This window comes from Desulfitibacter alkalitolerans DSM 16504, assembly GCF_000620305.1.
Lineage (GTDB): Bacteria > Bacillota > DSM-16504 > Desulfitibacterales > Desulfitibacteraceae > Desulfitibacter > Desulfitibacter alkalitolerans.
Genome location: NZ_JHVU01000030.1, coordinates 1 through 20608, shown reverse-complemented (window position 1 = coordinate 20608; position 20608 = coordinate 1). Strand labels below are relative to the sequence as shown.

Below are 20608 nucleotides of genomic sequence, written 5' to 3'. Positions count from 1 at the left end.
TTATCTTCAATATGCAGGAATTTTTAAAGAAATAGAGAATAGAATATTTATATAAATTGTTAGACAATCTGGCAATTAGTCAATTGATTAATTTAAGCACCCTAGGTGTCACTAATACTAACAGTGGAGGATATTTATGAGACGACCCCTATATGTAGACGTAGCTGATGAAATTAAAGCAAGAATTGATGAAGGCGTTTTTAAGCCTGGAGAAAAACTAACTTCCGAGCCTGAACTCTCCAAAATTTTGGGAGTCAGCAGGGGTACGCTAAGAGAAGCATTAACTCACTTAGAAAATATGGGTGTAATCTCAAGGAAGCATGGAAGAGGAGCCTATGTCAGTCAGAGCCCTTCCAAGGTAGTGGCTGGCATAGAAAGGCTAGAAAGCTTAACCAACTCTATACGTCAATCAGGGCATTTGGCAGAAGATAAAGTTTTATCTATTCATGAAACCACACTGGATGAAGAAATGGCCAACGTGTTTAACTTAAACTTTGGAGATATATGCTATGAAATTGAAAGCCTTAGATTATCAGATGGTGAGCCTGTAATATACTGCTTTGACATAATCCCAGGCTTTTTGGTTAACAATGATAAGGATTTCCTTAAGCTAAGGTATAAATGTGAGTCCTTGGATGAATTCCTTAATAAGTATACCAAATATAAGCCTAACAAATATATTTCTACAGTTAATGCTGTTTTGCCTCCATCAAAAGTGTCACGTTTACTTGAGGTAAGAGGAAATACCCCTATGATTTATCTTGAAGGAGTCATGTATGATGAGAATGGTATCCCTATAAACTATGGATATCAATATTTTAGAGGTGATAAATATCAATTTAAGCTGGTAAGGAGTAAATAATATAAAAAATAAACTAAAAGCAGGAGGTTTGAAGCAGATGAACTTGGATTTTCAAAAGATATTAGAAAAGGCTAATGAGTATAAGCCTGAAATGTCTAGATTTTTAAGGGACCTAATAGCAATACCAGGTGAAAGCTGTAATGAGGAGTTAGTTATCAAGCGTATCAAGGAAGAAATGGATAAAGTAGGGTTTGATAAGGTTGATATAGACCCAATGGGAAACATTTTAGGGTACATAGGCCACGGAAAGCATCTCATTGCCATGGATGCCCATATTGATACCGTTGGTGTTGGCGAAATAAAAAACTGGGATTATGACCCCTATGAAGGCTATGAGGATGATGAGGTAATTATAGGAAGAGGGGCTTCAGACCAGTTAGGCGGAATGGCTTCCATGGTCTATGCAGGAAAAATCATCAAGGATCTAGGACTTGAAGGCGACTATACATTAGTTGTAACCGGAACAGTTCAGGAAGAGGACTGTGATGGACTCTGCTGGCAGTATATTATTAATGAAGGCAAAGTAGTTCCTGAATTTGTGGTAATAACTGAACCCACCTCCCTTAATATCTACAGGGGGCAAAGGGGTAGAATGGAGATAAAGGTAAGCACCAAGGGCCTTAGCTGCCATGGGTCTGCTCCAGACAGGGGCGATAATGCAATCTACAAGATGGCTCCCATATTAACTGAACTAAGAGCACTAAATGAAAACCTAATGGACCATGATTTTTTAGGAAAGGGTACCCTTACGGTTTCAGAAATATTCTTCAGCTCTCCCTCAAGGTGTGCCGTTGCAGATGGATGTACCATCTCTGTTGATAGAAGACTTACCGCAGGGGAAACCTATGAATATGCACTGCAGCAGATAAAAAATCTGCCTGCTGTAAAGGAGGCCAATGCTGAAGTAGATATGTATGACTATGAAAGAAAATCATATACCGGGCTGGTATATCCAACAAAATCATACTTCCCAACCTGGCTCATAGAAGAGGATCACCCAGCTACTAAGACATTAGTTGAAAGCTATCAAGGCTTGTTTAACAGTCAGCCCCTGGTTGACAAATGGACATTTTCTACAAATGCAGTATCAATCATGGGAAGATTTGGAATACCCTGTATAGGATTTGGTCCAGGTGCAGAGAAGGAAGCTCATGCACCCAATGAAAAAACATGGAAGAGTGAATTGGTTAAAGCTGCAGCAATGTATGCAGTAATTCCTGCAATCTATGTGAACAAATACGCTGATAAGATGCCAGAGAGTACAAAAAACCTAGTAGATAATAAATAAAAAATATAATCAACATAAGGAGGATATTAAACAATGAAATCACAATTCAGAGGCAAGCATTTTATAACATTACAGGAGTGGACAAAGGAAGAGATAGATACCCTATTAGATGTTTCTTATGACATGAAGAAAAAATTTGCAATGGGCATCCCAACACCCTATCTTCAGTATAAGACCATGTTTTTAATGTTTTTTGAGCAATCAACAAGAACAAGAAATTCAATGGAAGCGGGATTTGCACAGCTTGGTGGCCATGCCAACTATCTAGATACAAGCACCATGCAGATCTCCCACGGAGAGGTAGCCAAGGACACAGCTATTATCCTTTCGAGCTATGGCGATGCAATTGCCTGCAGAAATTGCTTCTGGGAAATTGGCAACAAATACCTAAGGGAAATGGCAGAATACTCAAGAGTACCCATTATCAATATGCAGTGTGATTTATATCATCCACTACAGGCCATTGCTGACCTGATGACAATGCAGGAGAAGAAAAAGAATCTAAAGAGACTTAAGGTATCAATTATCTGGGCATATGCCAAGAGCCATAAGAAGCCAATTTCTGTACCACTATCCCAGGTTCTTCTTTTCCCAAGATACGGAATGGATGTTTGCCTGGCCCATCCTGAAGGATATCCACTTCCTGATTGGGTTATTGATCAGGCCAAAGAGAATGCTAGAAAGCATGGTGGTTCAGTAACAGTTATTAACAGCGAAGCCGAAGCTTACAAGGATGCAGACATTGTAATACCCAAGAACTGGGGCAGCTGGGTAACTAACCAGAGTGATGTTGTAGTTGATGATCTATTAGAAGCTAATAGGAGCTGGATTTGTACTGAAGAAAAAATGGCCATGGCTAAGGACGATGTAATCTATCTCCATGCACTGCCTGCTGACAGGGGAAATGAAGTAGTAGATTCAGTAATAGACGGACCTCATTCAGTGGTGTTTGATGCAGCTGAAAATAGACTTCACACTTCAAAGGCTGTCATGGTAATGACAATGAATGGCCGCTAAAATTATAAGCAGTCTATTTAACGGTATCTAAATATTAAATAGGGGGTAAGAAATTTCCCCCTATTTTAATATTTAAAATTTAGATCTTGTGTTAAATATAACTTAATAGGCAGGCTAAGATTATTAACATTTAATAAAAAATTGTGCTATAATTTAAGTATCATTAAACATTGAAAGTAGGTTAGCGGATATGAAAAATGTAAAACATCTCCGTTGTGTTAAGTGTAATAAAACATTTTCTGTAGAACCAGGAATATACACATGTAAGGAATGTGGACCTAAAGGTATCCTGGATGTGGTTTATGACTATGAATATATTGCCAGTCGTATCAATAAGAAAATTCTTTCTGAAAGCAAGGTCAACAGCATGTGGAGATACATGGATTTCTTGCCTGTACAGCCTGATGGTCCTAAACCGCCCCTAAGGGTAGGCTGGACTCCTCTATATCGTGTTGATAGATTGGGTCAGCAGTTTGGGCTTGCCAATTTATACTTAAAGGATGATGGGTTAAATCCAACTGCAAGCTTAAAGGATAGGCCTTCGGCCATAGCTGTAGCCAAAGCCTTAGAGGAGGGATATGATACTGTTGCTTGTTCATCAACAGGTAACGCTGCGTCATCATTAGCAGGAAATGCAGCGGCAGCTGGCTTAAAAAGTGTAATTTTTGTTCCCGGGAGAGCACCTCAAGGCAAGGTTGCCCAGCTAAAAATATTTGGAGCAATAGTTATTAGTGTCCAGGGCAGTTATCAGGAGACCTTTGAACTCTCGGCCCATGCCATAGAAAAGTTTGGCTGGTACAATAGAAATGCAGCAATAAATCCCTACCTTGTGGAAGGTAAGAAAACGGTTTCTTTAGAAATTGCCGAGCAGTTAAACTGGGAGATGCCAGACTGGGTAGCTGTTTCAGTTGGTGATGGATGTACAGTTGCAGGTGTCTGGAAGGGCTTTAAGGATCTTTATGAAGTTGGATTTATATCTAAAATACCTAAAATAATTTCAGTACAGGCTGAAGGATGCTATCCCATCAATAGGGCCTTTCATTTAAATAAAGAATTTGAACCCATGGAGGAAAATACCATAGCTGATAGTATTGCCGTAGGTGTGCCTAGAAATCCTGACAAGGCATTGTGTGCAATCAGAGAGACAAAAGGTATTGCAGTAAATGTATCAGATGAGGAAATACTGGAAGCTATGAGGAATATAGGCAACTATGCAGGAGTATTTGGAGAACCAGCAGGGGTAACAGCCTTTGCGGGTATTAAGAAAGCAGTAGCTGAAGGTTTAGTTGACCCAAAGGAAACTATAGTATGCTGCATTACTGGCAATGGTCTCAAGGATGTGGCCAATGGGATAAGGGCTGCCGGAGAACCTATTAAAATTTCACCAAGCCTGGAAGAGCTGGAAAAAGTACTAGAAAAAATATAAAGCAAGACAAGGGGACGGTTCTCGTGGCAGGTTCCTGTGGCACGTTTTTATTATTTGTGTGACTGGACCTAAATCTAGATCTGTTCATGATGTAAACCGGAGGATAACTTTAATGAGGAGGAGAAGCTTATGGGCAGCACAGTTGTTGTTGCATTGGGCGGCAATGCCATATTGCAGCCAAAGCAAAAGGGAACATTTCAAGAGCAAATGACCAATGTTGAAAAAACATGCGAGCATATAGTCAAATTAATAAAAGAGGGATATAAAGTAATAATTACTCATGGCAATGGGCCCCAGGTAGGAAATATCCTGGTGCAGCACATGGAAGCAAGGCATAAAGTACCGGCAATGCCGCTTTTTGCTTGTGGAGCAGAAAGTCAGGGTTTTATAGGTTATATGATTGCACAAGCCATGACCAATACTCTAAGTAAAGAGGGTATAGATAAGCAGGTGTGTACTATCCTAACTCGAGTATTGGTTGACAAGGATGACCCTGCTTTTGAAAATCCCACAAAGCCTGTTGGAGCATTTCTAACTAAACAAGAGGCAGAAGAGATAATGGCTCAAACTGGTGAAAAGTGGATAGAAGACAGCGGTAGAGGTTGGAGAAAGGTAGTGTATTCTCCAAAGCCCAAGAAAATTGTTGAATTACCTGTCATAAAGGCCCTGGTAAATCAAGGCAATATCGTTATTGCAGGTGGTGGGGGCGGTATACCTGTAATCGAAGAAAATGGCATGTTAAAAGGTGTAGAAGCAGTAATTGACAAGGATAGGGCAGGCAGCTTGATGGCACAGCAAATGGGTGCTCACTTGTTTATGATTCTGACAGATGTACCTCAAGTTGCGGTAAACTTTGGTACTCCAGAACAGAAGAATCTTGACGTTTTAACTACAGAACAAGCCAAGCAATACTTGAAGGAAGGTCAATTTGGAAGCGGCAGCATGGGTCCCAAGGTTGAAGCAGCTGTTGCCTTTGTTGAAAGGGGCGGTAGCTCCGTTATAGCTTCACTTGAATACCTCTTAGAGGCAGTTGAGGGTAAATCTGGAACCAGATTTATTAAAAAATAGATATGTAGGAGGGATACAAAATGTCCAAAAATAGAATTCCTTTTGGTCCAACTTATGAAGAGATGCTTCATCCTGAAACAATCTCCCCTGAGATACGGGAAAAAGCTCTAAAAGCAAAAGCAGAGAACGAACTTGACCCAATTAATCTTTTCAACATTACCTGGAAAAATGAAGAGAATGAAGTCAACAAAATTGTACTTCCCAAAGAGTTAACAGGTGTTGATGCTAATATTGTTGTACTCCTTGGAAAATATTTTCCATCCGGCTCCCATAAGGTGGGACCGGCATACGCTACCCTAATGGAGGGCTGTGTAGACGGAGATATTATACCTGGGGAGCATACAATACTAGGACCATCAACAGGAAACTTTGGCATAGGTGTTGCCTATATCTGCAACCTGATGGGTTATGAGGCAGTAGTTATCATGCCGGATAACATGAGTAAGGAAAGGTATGAAAGAATCCAAAAATATGGCGGCAAGCTTGATTTGACCCCGGGAACTGAATCAGACGTTATTCTAACCTTGCAAAGAACCTATGAGTTAAAAAAGGATCCTAAAAATAGGCCTTTGGCCCAATTCGAGCTTCTTCCAAATTATCGTTTCCATAGATATGTTACAGGAAACTCAGCCATAGAAGCTGTTAAGGGTATTGGTAATGGCAGGGTTGCATGCTTTACTTCTGCACCTGGATCTGCAGGCACAATAGCTGCCGGTGACCAGCTTAAGAGTGCATTTCCAGAGTGTAAAGTAGTTGCATTAGAACCATATGAGTGCTCAACCCTTGCAACTGGTGGACTTGGCCAGCATAGAATTGAAGGAATTGGAGATAAAATGTGTACCCTTATACACAATGTATTAACTACTGACTTTGTAACTTTAATACATGATGACGACTGTGTTAAAGGGTTAAAAATAATTGAGGATGGGCAAGAGGTTCTGGTTAAAAATGGAGTTTCCCAGGCAGCTGCTAAAAACCTGGCTGGCAAGTTTGGCATATCCGGTCTTTGCAATATTATTGGTGCCATTAAAATGGCTAAATATCTGCGCCTGGGTCCCGATGACAATGTGGTTACAATTGCAACTGATGGCTTTGACCGTTATCCTTCAGTGCTAGAAGAACTTAAAGAGAGATACCTTGAATATGAAGGAATGGTTCTAGAAAGATGGTTTAACGACATCTTTATTAAAGCAGATGAAGAGCATATTTATGACTTCCGTAAACCAGAAAATAAAGAAAGATTATTCAAGCAGAAGGAAAAGGATTGGCTGCCCTTTGGTTATTCAAAAGAATATATTGACTCCATGAGAAGCATGGACTTCTGGGAAGAAGAGTTTGCAAAAATAGAAAACTACGATAAAATGATTAAAGAACTAAGATAGTTTTAGAACCAGGGGGAAGTTTTTGTGAATGCCTTTTATCAATTGTCAAAAGCACTGAGGAGTCAGAAAAGGGTTGTTTTAGTAACTATCATTAAAGAATATGGTGACACAAAGGGCCTTGTGGGCAAAAAAATTTTATGTGACTTTTCAGGGGAAGTATATTATAGTGATCTTTCCCCGAAACTAACCCATGAATTAACCCTCTTTGTCCATAAGCTTTCAGTAGATAAGAAGATAACCGGAACTTTTCAAATGGCAGTTGATGAAGGGGAATTTGAAATCTATTTAGAAAAATATATTCCAGCACCGAAGGCTGTTATTTTCGGTGCTGGTCATGTTTCCCAACCAACCTGTCATTTATTAAAGATGATAGGTTTTCATGTAACTGTTATAGACGATAGGGCTTCTTTTGCTAATAGCCAGCGGTTTCCCGATGCAGATGAAATTATTGTAGACAGTTTTGAAAATGCTATAAATCAAATAAATATTGATGAAAATACCTGGGTAATCCTTGTAACCCGTGGACACAAATATGACTTTCTTTGCCTGGAGAAGCTCATGGAAAGAGATATGGCCTACCTGGGGATGATGGGCAGTAAAAGCAGGGCAGCAATTACAAGAAGGCAGCTTGCCGAGGCTGGATTTTCCAGAGAGAATATAGCCAGGCTTAATTGTCCCATGGGACTGGATATAGGCGGGCAAAGCCCTGAGGAACTGGCAGTTTCCATTGTGTCCCAGATAATTGCCATAAAAAGCGGCAGAAGTATGGGGGATGCAATGAGTAGAGAAGTTATTGAAGCTATCGTAAGGGGCTATGAAGGGATTCCAAAAGCTCTGGTTACAATTGTAAAAAGAACAGGCTCAGCACCGAGAGATGTAGGCACTAAAATGCTGGTCCTTGCTGATGGAAGCATTATTGGCACAATAGGCGGGGGTTGTGTAGAGGCTGAAATAAGGCAAAAAGCCCTGGAAGTGATAGATACAGGACAGCCAACCACATATACTGTTACTTTAACTATTAATGAAGCTGAGGATGAAGGCTTGATCTGTGGCGGTAAGGTGGAAGTTTTCATCGAGAAGGTTCAAAATTCAGGATAAAAAATAATCACCCTGCATCACCCTGCAGTGTGATTAAAGTAATTTAAAAACACTCGCGGCAAGCACTATGCGGTGCCGATTATCTTAATACAAAATATATTGTACTTGTTAATACTATAAACATAAGGGCTAGTTTTAGACAAGAAATGAAGTAACCAATGAAAATAATGAAAAGGAAAGGAAGGCATGGAGGGTTAACATAGCGGAACCTGTGCAAAGCTAGTTGCGTTTCTAGCAGGTACTCAAAGGAATATAATAATGCAGATGGCCTTGATAGCAACATTAGGTTGATATCAAGGCCTTTTTACTGTGATATGGGTAATAAGTTGTCAAGGCGTAATCCCTTTTAAAAGAGGTCAAAACATTAGTTATCAATAAAATTTCAGTACCTTATAGCTAGAGGTCAACAATAGTATATGTTGTTTTTTTTAAGTTTATTAGTGTTTACTTTTCTATAGAATAATTTTGTTTAGATTAAGCACAATATAAATGCTACAAATTTTAGTTAATTATCCATAAATGGTAGTTTAAAAACTATCTGGAACTTAAAGGAGGAAAAACTCAAATGTATGTAGAAAGGAGTAATTTGATGGAAAATAAAAACAATTTCACTATTTCTATGACAGTAACATTTTCACTTAGCACAATTATTATCTTAATATTATTGCTTAAATTATTTGAGATTATATAGCTGGCACAAGCGGGATTTCAGTTCATAGCTATTAACATTCCGCTCCAAATTGACATTAAGATTTCATGTTAAAAATGTATCTTTAGATACCAATTATTTGATTAAAGAATTATATTTTTAAATTGGGAGGTGAAAATAAACATTGCACTTAAAACAATTTAGAAGTAAGGCTATTCCTTGGATGATTAATAGAGGTTGGCAGCGTAAGTTGGCTAAAAAGATTGATTACGAACAAACACTTTTTGACCATACTATTATTCAACTTGATATTCTTATTGCCATAGAATTATTACTTATAGAAAAATTAGGATTGAAGGCAGAAGAAATAACTTCATTATTTTTTGGAATTCTTCTTCATGACATTGGGAAAGAAAAAGAAGTATGGCAGCATTATATTCGGAGTGATGAGCCTTACCAATCTCATATTGATGAAGAGTTAACTCAAGAAGCAATTAATGAATTAATTAAGCTTTTTAATTTTTCTAACTATTGCAAGGAGGACATTTTATCAGGCGTGTTATTTCATATGAATAGGGAACGAACTCCTGGAAAAGTATTTGGAAGAATTATATCCAAAAGACACAATAGTAGCAGATGGAAACAGTTATCTGAAATAGTAGATCTTATTGATAACCTTTCTTCAGCACAAGCTATCTTTGAAGCTATTCAGTTACTAGAAAAAAGTATACTTTCACAGTACATAAATATTTCGTATCATCAGGTTTTAGTAAGGGGTATTTCAACAGCCTTTCTTCACCGTAGTTGCATGGAAGCTTATATAAAAAAAGGCTGGCAACCATTAATACATTATCCAAATGGTACAGTGTATGTAACTGCTGCTACTCAAACAATTTTTTCACCGTCAATTTCAGAGATAGAAAGACATTTGGTTGAAATTATTGAGAATGTCATGAAAAAAGATATGGAAAAGCAGGTAGTTGGTTCTCCAACAGCATCAATGCTTCCTAAGCCAGACCTTTTTGACTATCGTAAAATGGAAGAATATTTAACAATTGCTCAAAGTAGGATTAATCCAAATAGTTTTTCAAAAAAAACGGAAGAATACAGAAACAAAACTTATATAAAGTATTTAAAGGTCATTAGTGACATGGAAACTCAGAAAACCGATGATAAGAGCAAAAAATATTTGATTCAAACTAAAATATCTGAGAATAAAGATTTAATTATTGATCGTATTAGTAAAGCATGTCAGGAAATGGTTATTTTTAAGTTTTTTAAAACAATTTTTAATAGAAAAAGTTTTAATTTAGATGAACTTGAGATTCTTCAGGAGGATGAAAAAAACTTAAATAAATTATTTGAAGAAATTCAGATGGAAAAGGGTAAAAACAAAGAAAATTTAGAGAAAAAATATGAACGGGAAATAAAAAAGGCCAAGCATAGGGCTTTAGAGCAGATAATATCTAATGCACAACAATCGTATGATAAATATTTTGGAAAAGGTTCTTTTGAACTGCTGCAAAAAACTACAACATTTTTGCCCGCAGTAGATATGGCTTATTCAGTTGATTTATACTGGCGTTTAAGAGCCAAAGATCTAGACTGGGAACAACCAGATGTTTCTGTAGAAGAACTATCTGATGATAAACGAAAGAAATTATTAATTAAAACTTTGGCTTACATCACCAAGGAAGCTTATGATAATGTAGAGAATAAAAACCGCCCTTATGGATTAAAGCCGAAAAAGGTTGCTGGGGTTTTTTTAAAAAATCTTATTTATCCTGCTAAACAAGTTAGATTGATGGAAATTGTAAATAGTCAAATTGATGGATACAAAACTACTAAAGCTCTTGCAAGAAAAGCTCAAGGAGAGCATCTTTGCCCTATTTGTAATCAGTATTTTAAGGGTGGTACAAATGCGAAAGCGGATTTTGTTAATAAACCGGAATCACATACAAATCGCGCTCCTAGTCATGGACCCCCCGGATATGTTGTGATATGTGATAATTGTAAATTTGAGAGATTTTGTATGCAAATTCTATTAGGGGTTAAGCCTCCGCATACCATTGTAATTTTTCCCCGCATGAACATAGGATATTATAGTGGAGAAGATTTAACTAAAAACGCAAATGATTTATGGGAACGGCTGACTAGCCTTATGTCAGGTGAAACCAAAGATCCTACCAATAAAGTTTCTTTTTCTCTAACAGGGAATATTTACGAAAAATTTAAAAAGGTAGTTTGGGACAAAGTATCATCGGATGAATTGGCAAATATTTTTACTTATAAAATAGGAGATGAAACACAAAAAAAGTATCGCAAGGAATTCACTGAAGCAATTTATGATATTTTGGGTTATGACTTGAAAAGAATTAATGAAGCTTATAATACTGATTTTAAGAACTTAGATGAGCTTATTGATGCTGCTATTTCAGGTACTTTTAGTGATGAAGATGGGGTTTTAGCTGAGGTCCGTAAACAAGTTTATAAATTAATACCACAAATGAGATCAATAATACAGACTCCCCATATGATTTTAGTGCCTTCAACTACTAGTATCAGTCTTGGCAATGATTCAAAGGCTAATGCTGGGTTACGCCAACTATTTATTCTAATTACTTTGTCTTTATCATTACAGTCAACTGTTCTTTTGATTGAGGAAGGAGAAGGAATTCCGGAAGATATTTCGAGTGGCATAGTAAAAGTGCCGACTTCTTCAGGACTTAATAAATTGGTTGGAAAAGATTGGCTTTCTTTTGATGAGGCACAAGCATGGTTAAAAAAAATTGGTTCAGCAGCAGCTTTAGTATACAGTACTGATTATCCTGAAAAAAATAATATTTTTCAAATTATAATGAGTCCTACACCAGGTCATATTCTTCGTAGGATTGAGTCTAAAAGTAAAAGTAATTATGTTCCTTGGCGTTTATTTGAAATATTAGAAGCCTTTGAATAAAAATAAGAAGGGAGTGTTGAGAGTTGAGACGGTTTCTTTTATCTGGAGGAACAACTGTCGATATGAATAATGTTAACAAAAAGATTCACAACATTTTAGATTGCTTTGACACTTATTTAGAAAACTCACCATTTAAGTATGGATCTACTACTAGGCATGCAATAATGGGACCCATTCCTAAAGTGCTTCAACGTGCATTTAGTGGCAGATGGGGTGTTGAAGATCTAGCGGGTTATGCTTATAGAATTCATGAAATGTCCAATAAAAATACTCAAATAGTATCAGAAGAAGCACGTAAGAATTTAGAAAAAGGAATTGAAAGTGTACTAGAATTATATGATATTCTACCTCAGCAGATGATACAAAAGACTAAAGAAAGAGTTGAATATTCTCTTTTTTATAGGCGTAGAAAACAACAAAGTCTTTATTTTGAACAAATTAGAAAAGATTTTGCTGCTTTTCTTGAAGAAAAATATCCTAATATAGAAGATTTACAGATAGCCTGGGAACAACAAAGCATTAAGGACTATAATATTTATCCCAGTAAAAAAAATAAGGCATATGAGGATAATCCTATGCGTAAAAAGGACATTGATTTGTTTTGGTCAAATTACCGACTTGTTGATGAGGTGAATATTGAAGAAATGGAAGAAATAACTGTTGAAGAAAGGGAAGATAGGTCATGAGTATTGAAAAGTTAAAAGAATTTACAGTAGAAAAGCTTAATCCAATTATTGGGGCTAAAACAGTTCAATTAATTATTTTTCGCGAGATTTTGGACTTTGCTGTTTTTAGAACAGAGGAGGGTCGTGAATTAAATACTGTTGTAACCCCTAGATCTATTAAAGAAGATGATGATGTTCAACGAGTAGCTTTTATTGGTACGAAACAAAAAGCAGTTGAGTCAAGAACTTTAGAACGTATTTTAAGATCTGCTGGAGAAGAAGCCTTAGAGCAAAATCTAGATGAAAAACTAAAATATAACATACAAAAACAAGCTGAATGTTATCTCAAAGATAATCTTTGTTTACAGTGTCCTCGTTGTGTTCTTTTCGGAGCCACTAGTACTGAAAGTGGAAAAGAAAAGATTGCTAATATTAAGCATCGAATAGAATATAGTACTGCCTTTTCATTATTACCATTTGAGGAAGTAGAAACAAGTATAACTTTCAATGCAATAAATGATGTAAATCAAAAAACCGGACAGGCTTTGGGAAGCCGGTACGCCGTCAGACCAGCAACTTTATTTCCTTCTATTATAACTTTAAAATCAGCTACCTTGGAAGAAGTAATACTTACAGTTAAAACTATTTTAGCTGCAAAAAGCTATGGGGCTGAAACTAGAATTGGCGGTGATGTACGAAATACTTTAGTTGGAATAGTTGGTGGTTGGGAAGAAATAATTACGTCAATGGAATTAACTTTAGAACTATATGATTATCAAGAAGATTTAACAGCGGAACGAGTTTATCAAATATTAAAGGGATATAAAAAATATACTGGTAATCAAGATAAAGTCAAAATTATTTCCCCAGAAAATGTAAATCAAATTATTTCAGAAGTTTCTCAAACATCAATGAGTATTAAACTGTTGGCCTCTCTATATGATCAAGTTAATGGATACCGTCAGATGCAGAAAGTGTGATGTATATGAAACCTATTTTACTAAAAGACCATGGTATTCGTCTCTTTTATGGGCGTTTATATAACCATGATTATCTATGGTTTTCTTCGTCAGAAATTGCTCAAGTATCCAACACGTGGCCTTTGTTACATAATTACGCATTAACTTATGCTTTATCACAATATTCATATGGAATATATTTGGGTACTGCACCTCAATATGAACATGATTTAAAAGTAATGCCTGTTTATGCAACACCAGCTATAAATACTAGAGTTAAAAGGGTTGAAGTCACTCTTAATGCAATGGATGATCTTACTCTTCGTACTGATACCGGAGGTAAAATAAACACTCCATCTTTGGCAAAAAGGATAGTGATATCACCACAAGTTGCTAAAACGAAGGGTCATCGAAGAGAAACCTTTGGTTATTCATTTTATTGTTTTACTTTGACTGACTATAAGCTTCCTGGAACTTTCCGGTTAGGAAAAAAAGGATGTTCAGTAAGGGTTTATTGGGAAGAAATTGGTGGAGCAGAGGCGTATTTTATAAAAAATCCTGTTATTCCCGATCATCCTGTTAATCCACTAGATATATACGGTAGTATCATCTGGTATGAACCCACGATTATGCCTCCCCATATGATTTTTAGAAGAGTACAAATTCAAAATGATTATTTTATTTCAGTAGGGAAGAATATGATATTATTTCCTAAACGTTTATGGCAGGGGAGATGAGAATGGCCATTACTAATATTTTAGCGGTAAAAATACCTACTTACAAAATTCAGAATATTAATATGAGCTTATATCCTCATCAGCTTAAAATGATGGAAAAATGGGATGAAAAAGACATGCTTTTATTAGCTACTAAAACAGGCAGTGGAAAAACTGCTTCAGCTGTTCTTCCTCTTCTAATTAATAAGTCTTGTGCAGTATTTGTATATCCCACTAATGCATTAATGGTTGATCAAGAGCAATCTATTAGAGAATTGGCCGAAAAAGAATTAGGTATGAGATGCATTATTATTACTCCAGATACTGTTAACGATAAAAATATAGGAGCAGACCTGCAAATTGTTAGAATAAACGCGTTCCAGTTGGAACAGTTCAGAAAAAAACTTGGGCATAATTGTAAATCAAAAGCTTTATTAAAGCTTATACAGCCTCCTTCAAATAACTGTGCAAAAATTGTAATGATTAATCCTGACTTGCTTTATTTAATTTATTCACTCCGTTATGGTAAGAGTAGTTCAGAAGTTATAGCTCACCTACAGCATTACCAGACGTTAGTGCTTGACGAATTTCATTTATATTGGGGAACAGAACTGGCACATATTCTTTTCCTTTCCTTTTTAGCTAGAAAGCTAGGTTCGTTTAAGAAAATAGTTTTACTTTCAGCTACCCCAGATCATGAAATAATAGGCCTAATTAATAAAACTCTCGGAAACTTTGAAATGGTTACAAGTCACATAAATATAGACTCACCCCCAGATGGGGAAAAGATTATGACTAATCAAGTTAAGTTTATGGTTATGCATAACAAAAATGATGTGGTTGAAAGTATATTTAATCACTTACAAGCTAATCGCATACTCCTAGAAAAGAAAGCTGAATTGCATAAAGACCCCTTTTATGTACCTGCTGTTGTTATAATTAATTCAGTCATAGATGCTATAAGACTAGAAGAAAAGTTGGTAGAGTCTGGCTGGAACTATAGTGAACTAGGTGTTGTAAGAGGATTAATGGCGAAGGATGATCGAACAATTGAAGGAAAATTAGTTGTTATTGGTACGGCTGCTATAGAGGTTGGTATAGATTTTAAGACTGATTTATTGCTTTTTGAAGCCAAAGATAGTGTCTCTTTTATGCAACGTTTGGGAAGAGTGGGTAGGCATCAACACGGAGAAGCTTTACTGTTCGGAGATAGTAGAGAGGTTAAAGCATTTGGCGAAATAGCAATGGAAATAGAACGTAATAATTTTGAGTTATTGGTTAAGAAAATTTATGAAAAAAATGATTCTTACGACTGGTTTGTTTCAACTTTTGGTGGTGTGGTTACAATTGGTTCTCAGGTAGAGGTCATAAAAGATCAACTACGACGAGATTTTAATTGTAGCAATGCTGAATTAAAAAGTATTTTTGATTGGTTGGAAAAAGAATTAAAATGTTTTGCTGATACTTTAGCTATAAATGATAAATTAAAAAAATATTTATTAAGGGTTAATTTAGCCCGTGAAAATGGAAGACCTTGTTGGCTACTTGATTATCTTAATATAGCATCATTTCGTAGCTCAATCCCAACTGTAGAGGTATATGATAATGCCGAAGAAAGAAAAGAAAGATATCCCATATATGAAACTGATATAATTACACTTCTTCGATGGAGTAAAAAGAGTCCCCAATATAAGGAGAAGTATAATACCATTTTTATCGATGGTTTTGAACTGAATAATCCTCATCATTGTTATATACATGAGTCTTTTACTGATTTAGAAGTTGGCACTATTTATAGTACTCGTGATGTTGAAAGTATAACTGTATTTAGAGATGGACATAAATCGAGCATTTCTCATATATTTACTTTGAGGCCTAATATTTTTGTACTTGTTCCAATAGACTTTGCCAAACAATTAGATTGGCGTATCCCCTGGTTTAAATGTGGCAGTAGAGGACAGAAAGCTGCAGTTTTTCATGGTGCAGCTTTAATTGTATGGGAAATGTGGAGAATGAATTATAATAATTAAAATAACCTGGTTACTATTTACCACTTAACCCCGGTCCACTGGCCGGGGTTAAGGAGAATAAAAACGAAGGTGTTTCAAATGGAAAAACCACAACTTGAAAAAATAGAATTATATTAAATTCTTTGATTATCATTCTAAATACCTTTGCAACGAAATAAAAGAGAGGGGATTAGGAATTGGATATTCGGGTAATAGAAGTTAGGCTTTGAACAATTTGCGCAAGAGATTATTGATTACCTATAAAAGCTTTGACCCCAAGGAAACAGGTTAAAAAAGGGGACTGATTACAATGAAAAACTTTCGTACAGCAGTATATAAGTTTACCATTGCAGTAAAGGAAGATGGGTTAGAACTGCCAGCCTATAAAGGTTCAACCTTTAGAGGGGGATTTGGAACTGCCTTTAAAAAATTAGCATGTTCACAACTAGGAAGGAATACCTGCACCGGCTGTTTACTGCAGGCTAACTGTCCCTATGCTTATATATTTGAGACTTCTCCACCTATAGGGGCAGAAGTACTAAAAAACTATGATGATATTCCAAGGCCATTTATTATAGAGCCCCCCCTGGTATCAAAAACCCATTACAACAAGGGTGATAAAATTGATTTTAATATAATCCTCATGGGTAAATGCATAGAATACCTGCCTTATTTTATTGTTGCTTTCGAAAAACTAGGTGAGCTGGGTATCGGAAAAGGCAGGAGAAGATTTCAATTACATAAGGTAACAGGATTAAACCTTCCTAATCAAGTAGTAAATGAAATTGTAGAAAATGAGATTTTTTGCTGTCAAAATAGACTTGTGAAAAATGTCAACTGTACCATAAGTGGAAGTCAAATTCAAGAAACATCAGGAACTAATATACCTGACCAAATAGAACTGCATTTTATTACACCTTTACGTCTTAAATACCAGAGAGAGTTGGTAAATAATATAGAGCTGCATATTTTAATGAGAAATATTTTAAGAAGAATTTCTTCTATTTTATATTTTCATCATGGCGATGATTTGAATGTTGATTATAAAGACCTTATTGCAGAAGCAGAAAAAGCAACAAAAATAGAGGATAACACTATATGGGTTGATTGGGAGCGGTTTTCTAAACGTCAGGATACCAAATTAAAAATGGGTGGCTTGGTAGGAAGGGCTAAATTTAAAGGTGATTTTACTAATATATACCCATACTTAAAGCTAGCAGAAATTATCCATGCTGGTAAGGGTACAGTTTTTGGATTAGGGAAATATAAAATAGTTTAGTTCAGAATAGTTTGGCAAAAACAATATATAATCAAAAACTGCCTCAGATACATGGATTTTACGTTGGAATAACAATTTATGAAGTTAAAGTACTTATTAAGGTAGTTTGACATTGAAGATTTTTGGCAATAATTGTTAGTAAAACAATTAAGTGAAGTGGGAATATGGATCTAGTTATTTCTGATTATGGTACTTTTTTAGGTAAAAAAAGCCAAAGACTAACTGTTAAGCAAAATGGGAAAGTGGTAAATGAGGTTCCATTTTTTGAATTGCAGCAATTAATTATTGAAGGCAAGGGAATAACCTTTTCTTCTGATTTACTCCAAGAATGCATGGAGCATGGGATTAACATTTCATTTCTATCCCATACAGGTACCCCTTATGCTAATCTAACATCATCTTATTTAAATGGTTCTGTTATCACCCGCAGGGAACAACTGATGAGCTATAAGGATAAACGGGGAGTGAAGCTGGTCAAACTTTTTGTTGAAGGTAAACTTAAGAACCAGAGAAATGTTATAAAATATTTTTCCAAGTACCGTAAGGTATCTGATACTTATCTATTTAATGAATTGCAGCTTATTGCTGAAAAAATTGAAAAGCTTGTAGAAGAACTTAAGGGTATATCTGGAAACAATATTGATGAGATTAGAGGAAATATCCTTTCTTTAGAGGGCAGGGCAGGAAATCTTTACTGGCAGGGGGTTGCAAAAATTCTTGGCCCCGAAATAGATTTTCCCGGCAGAGAACACCGTCCGGCCAATCACCCTGTTAATGCTGCTTTAAACTATGGATATGCAATACTTTCTACACGAATTGAGAAATGTTTGCTCCTTGCAGGTTTAGAAATATTCGGGGGATTTCTACATGTGGATAGGCCTGGTAAGAAGAGCCTTGTGTACGATTTTATAGAAGAATTTCGTCAGCCAGTGGTAGATAGGGTTGTAATTGCTTTAGTAAACAAAGGTACTAAACTGGAACTTGAGGATGGGTATTTAACCAATGAAAGCAAGAAACTGGTTGGGGACAAAGTTTTAGAAAAGCTGCAGCAAAAGGAAATGTATCAGGGCAAAAAATATACCATGGAAACAATCATGCAGAGGCAGGCAAGAAGAATTGCAACTTTTTTACGTGAGGAAGCAAATTACAAGCCTTTTGTATGTGGATGGTGATTATGAAAACTTTTATTATTTACGATATTTCAGAGGATAGGATAAGAAAGAAAATATTTGAAACCTGTAAGGACTATGGTTTACAGCATGTTCAGTACAGTACTTTTTTTGGGGAATTAAATCATAACAGGCGGCAGGAAATTACCGGAAGATTAAAAAAGATACTTAAGAAAGATGAAGGAAACATAATAATCTGCCCAGTATGTGATAAAGACTTGCGGCTTATGCAGGTTTTAGAGGTGTTGCCTTGTGCAGGAAATTAAACTAAGGGTTGGCGATATAAAACAGTATTTATTTTGTCCCAGGGTAATATATTTTCATCATGTCTGTCCTGTACCACGAAAATATACAGGTAAAATGGAATTGGGACAGGAGGAACATCTGGAACTGGAGAGGCTAGAGAAAAGACGAAGATTAAAAAGATACAACTTAGAAGAAGGAGAAAGGATATTTCACACTGGTTTATATAGTGAACGATTAGGCTTAGAGGGAAAACTTGACCTTCATATAGTGCAAAAAAACTATATTTATCCAGTTGAAATAAAACATACCCATGGTACACCCTATCTCAATCATAAATATCAGGTTATAGCTTATGCAATGCTTTTAGAGGAATATTACCACAAGCCAATTAGGTGTGGTTTTCTATACTTTACTACAACAGAAGTGATATATGAAATTGAGATAACACCAAATGCTAGAAAATATGTGCTGGAGATCATGGCTAAAATCCGGAAGATTATTCAAAATGAGAATATGCCATCTCCGCCCAGAAAAAGCAGACGTTGTATTGACTGTGAATTTCGCAGATGGTGCAATGATATGAGGTGAATAAATGTACTTTTTAAATGAAGAAGAAAAAAAGAAACTTTTGCGAGGACTAATTCCAAAATCACGACGCCTGGATGTGGCTGATGAATTAAGAGGATGGAACTGGTATGCACCTCCACTAGAACCACCTTACGGTATTAAACTTGCATTATATGAAGTTGCAAATTCTTATTGTCCAACAAACCGGGATTTATTTCTAAGACGTGTAATGGGGGTAAAAACAAAACCTAACTCTGCCATGGTTACAGGTAAAATTCTGCACCAGGTTCTGGCTGATTGCCTAACAAATGCTAAGAGAAATATATTTAATAATGGATTAAAAAGCTCTATGGGACCAATGACAGCTCTCGTAGATGCAGACACTTATCTGCAGGATGGTTTTGTGGCAAATTTACCGCAGGAACACAAGGGTGAATTAAAAAGAAAGATTAAAATACTTTTGGAATTTGAAACATCAAGAATTAATGCCAGGGTGCAGGAGGTATTATCAAAGCAGCCATATATTGGTGTTGATGCTTTAGTTAATCAGGCTATCCCAATTGTAACTGAACAAAAATTAGATGGATCATTTTTAGGATTAAGCTCTAATTTAAGCTCAGATGCCTTTACTTTTGCTGAACCCATGATACTTGACTTAAAATTTGGTGAGCCAAAACCTTTTCATCGCCTAACTACTACTGGATATGCCATGGTAACTGAAGCAATTTATGAGCATCCAATTAATATAGGCTGCTTGGTATATGCTCAGTTTAAAGATGATAGACTAATTATTAATAGGGATCTGCATATTATAGATGACGAACTGCGGCAGTGGTTTATAGAAGAAAGGGATAATAAAATGCAAATGATAGAAAATGAAATGGATCCAGGCATAGCAGAAAATTGCGTTACCAACTGCCCATATTATCCTACATGTAGGGAAAACTAATATTAATGAATATAGAGGAATTACACATTATATTGGAGAAATAAATTAACAGGTTCCCCTGTTGGCATTTTCGCAAATACACCGGGTTTTGAAACAGAAAATTATTTTGCGAAAGAAAGATAGTTCTTTGATAAATCAAGAACGCTGTAAAATTAGATACACCAATGGTTTAAACATGCACATATAAGTCGGTTTCATTGTATTGACCCAGATAATGGGGACTGAAAGACCAGACGGGAACCTTGAAGTGGTTGGAACGGGACGTTTCATTGTATTGACCCAGATAATGGGGACTGAAAG

At 36.1% G+C, this 20608-nt stretch carries 17 protein-coding genes; all 17 read left to right on the top strand.

The window, feature by feature from the left end; all coding sequences use genetic code 11:
* Positions 1-136: 136 nt before the first annotated feature.
* On the top strand, positions 137-862 hold the full coding sequence (locus K364_RS25415) for a GntR family transcriptional regulator (protein WP_051533807.1): 726 nt from the start codon (positions 137-139) through the stop codon (positions 860-862).
* 37 nt (positions 863-899) lie between these two features.
* Positions 900-2150, top strand: a complete 1251-nt coding sequence (locus K364_RS0104665; RefSeq protein ID WP_028307050.1) for a YgeY family selenium metabolism-linked hydrolase — start codon at positions 900-902, stop codon at positions 2148-2150.
* Positions 2151-2183: 33 nt separating this feature from the next.
* Positions 2184-3167 (top strand): ornithine carbamoyltransferase, encoded by a 984-nt coding sequence (locus K364_RS0104660; protein WP_028307049.1) that lies wholly within the window; start codon positions 2184-2186, stop codon positions 3165-3167.
* A gap of 190 nt (positions 3168-3357) precedes the next feature.
* A complete protein-coding gene (locus K364_RS0104655; protein WP_028307048.1) occupies positions 3358-4593 on the top strand; it encodes a threonine synthase in 1236 nt (411 codons plus the stop codon).
* A 129-nt stretch (positions 4594-4722) separates the two neighbouring features.
* Positions 4723-5661, top strand: a complete 939-nt coding sequence (gene arcC / locus K364_RS0104650) for a carbamate kinase (protein WP_028307047.1) — start codon at positions 4723-4725, stop codon at positions 5659-5661.
* 20 nt (positions 5662-5681) lie between these two features.
* Positions 5682-7043, top strand: a complete 1362-nt coding sequence (locus tag K364_RS0104645) for a PLP-dependent cysteine synthase family protein (protein WP_028307046.1) — start codon at positions 5682-5684, stop codon at positions 7041-7043.
* A gap of 24 nt (positions 7044-7067) precedes the next feature.
* Positions 7068-8141, top strand: coding sequence for an XdhC family protein (locus tag K364_RS22855; protein ID WP_051533806.1), 1074 nt, complete (start codon positions 7068-7070; stop codon positions 8139-8141).
* A gap of 833 nt (positions 8142-8974) precedes the next feature.
* Entirely contained in the window at positions 8975-11749 is a 2775-nt protein-coding gene (locus K364_RS0104630) for a hypothetical protein (RefSeq protein WP_028307045.1), read from the top strand.
* A gap of 62 nt (positions 11750-11811) precedes the next feature.
* Positions 11812-12435 carry a hypothetical protein gene (locus tag K364_RS0104625; protein ID WP_028307044.1) on the top strand — a complete coding sequence of 208 codons (624 nt, stop codon included), beginning with the start codon at positions 11812-11814 and terminating at the stop codon, positions 12433-12435.
* Positions 12432-13394, top strand: coding sequence for a type I-D CRISPR-associated protein Cas7/Csc2 (gene cas7d / locus K364_RS0104620; protein WP_028307043.1), 963 nt, complete (start codon positions 12432-12434; stop codon positions 13392-13394). Before K364_RS0104625 ends, cas7d begins: the two co-directional genes overlap by 4 nt.
* 5 nt (positions 13395-13399) lie before the next feature.
* The gene (cas5d, locus tag K364_RS0104615) at positions 13400-14110 is read left to right on the top strand and encodes a type I-D CRISPR-associated protein Cas5/Csc1 (RefSeq protein WP_169734737.1); all 711 of its coding nucleotides are present in this window, start codon (positions 13400-13402) and stop codon (positions 14108-14110) included.
* Positions 14111-14112: 2 nt separating this feature from the next.
* Positions 14113-16119, top strand: coding sequence for a type I-D CRISPR-associated helicase Cas3' (gene cas3, locus K364_RS0104610; protein WP_028307041.1), 2007 nt, complete (start codon positions 14113-14115; stop codon positions 16117-16119).
* Between the two features lie 289 nt (positions 16120-16408).
* Positions 16409-17377 (top strand): CRISPR system precrRNA processing endoribonuclease RAMP protein Cas6, encoded by a 969-nt coding sequence (cas6, locus tag K364_RS0104605; RefSeq protein WP_028307040.1) that lies wholly within the window; start codon positions 16409-16411, stop codon positions 17375-17377.
* A gap of 164 nt (positions 17378-17541) precedes the next feature.
* Positions 17542-18549 (top strand): CRISPR-associated endonuclease Cas1, encoded by a 1008-nt coding sequence (cas1, locus tag K364_RS0104600; protein WP_028307039.1) that lies wholly within the window; start codon positions 17542-17544, stop codon positions 18547-18549.
* A 2-nt stretch (positions 18550-18551) separates the two neighbouring features.
* Positions 18552-18812, top strand: a complete 261-nt coding sequence (gene cas2 / locus K364_RS0104595; protein ID WP_028307038.1) for a CRISPR-associated endonuclease Cas2 — start codon at positions 18552-18554, stop codon at positions 18810-18812.
* Positions 18799-19380 (top strand): CRISPR-associated protein Cas4, encoded by a 582-nt coding sequence (gene cas4, locus K364_RS0104590; RefSeq protein ID WP_242841654.1) that lies wholly within the window; start codon positions 18799-18801, stop codon positions 19378-19380. The genes cas2 and cas4 overlap by 14 nt, the downstream gene beginning before the upstream one ends.
* Before the next feature lie 4 nt (positions 19381-19384).
* On the top strand, positions 19385-20308 hold the full coding sequence (gene cas4a / locus K364_RS0104585; protein ID WP_028307036.1) for a type I-A CRISPR-associated protein Cas4/Csa1: 924 nt from the start codon (positions 19385-19387) through the stop codon (positions 20306-20308).
* Positions 20309-20608: the final 300 nt, after the last annotated feature.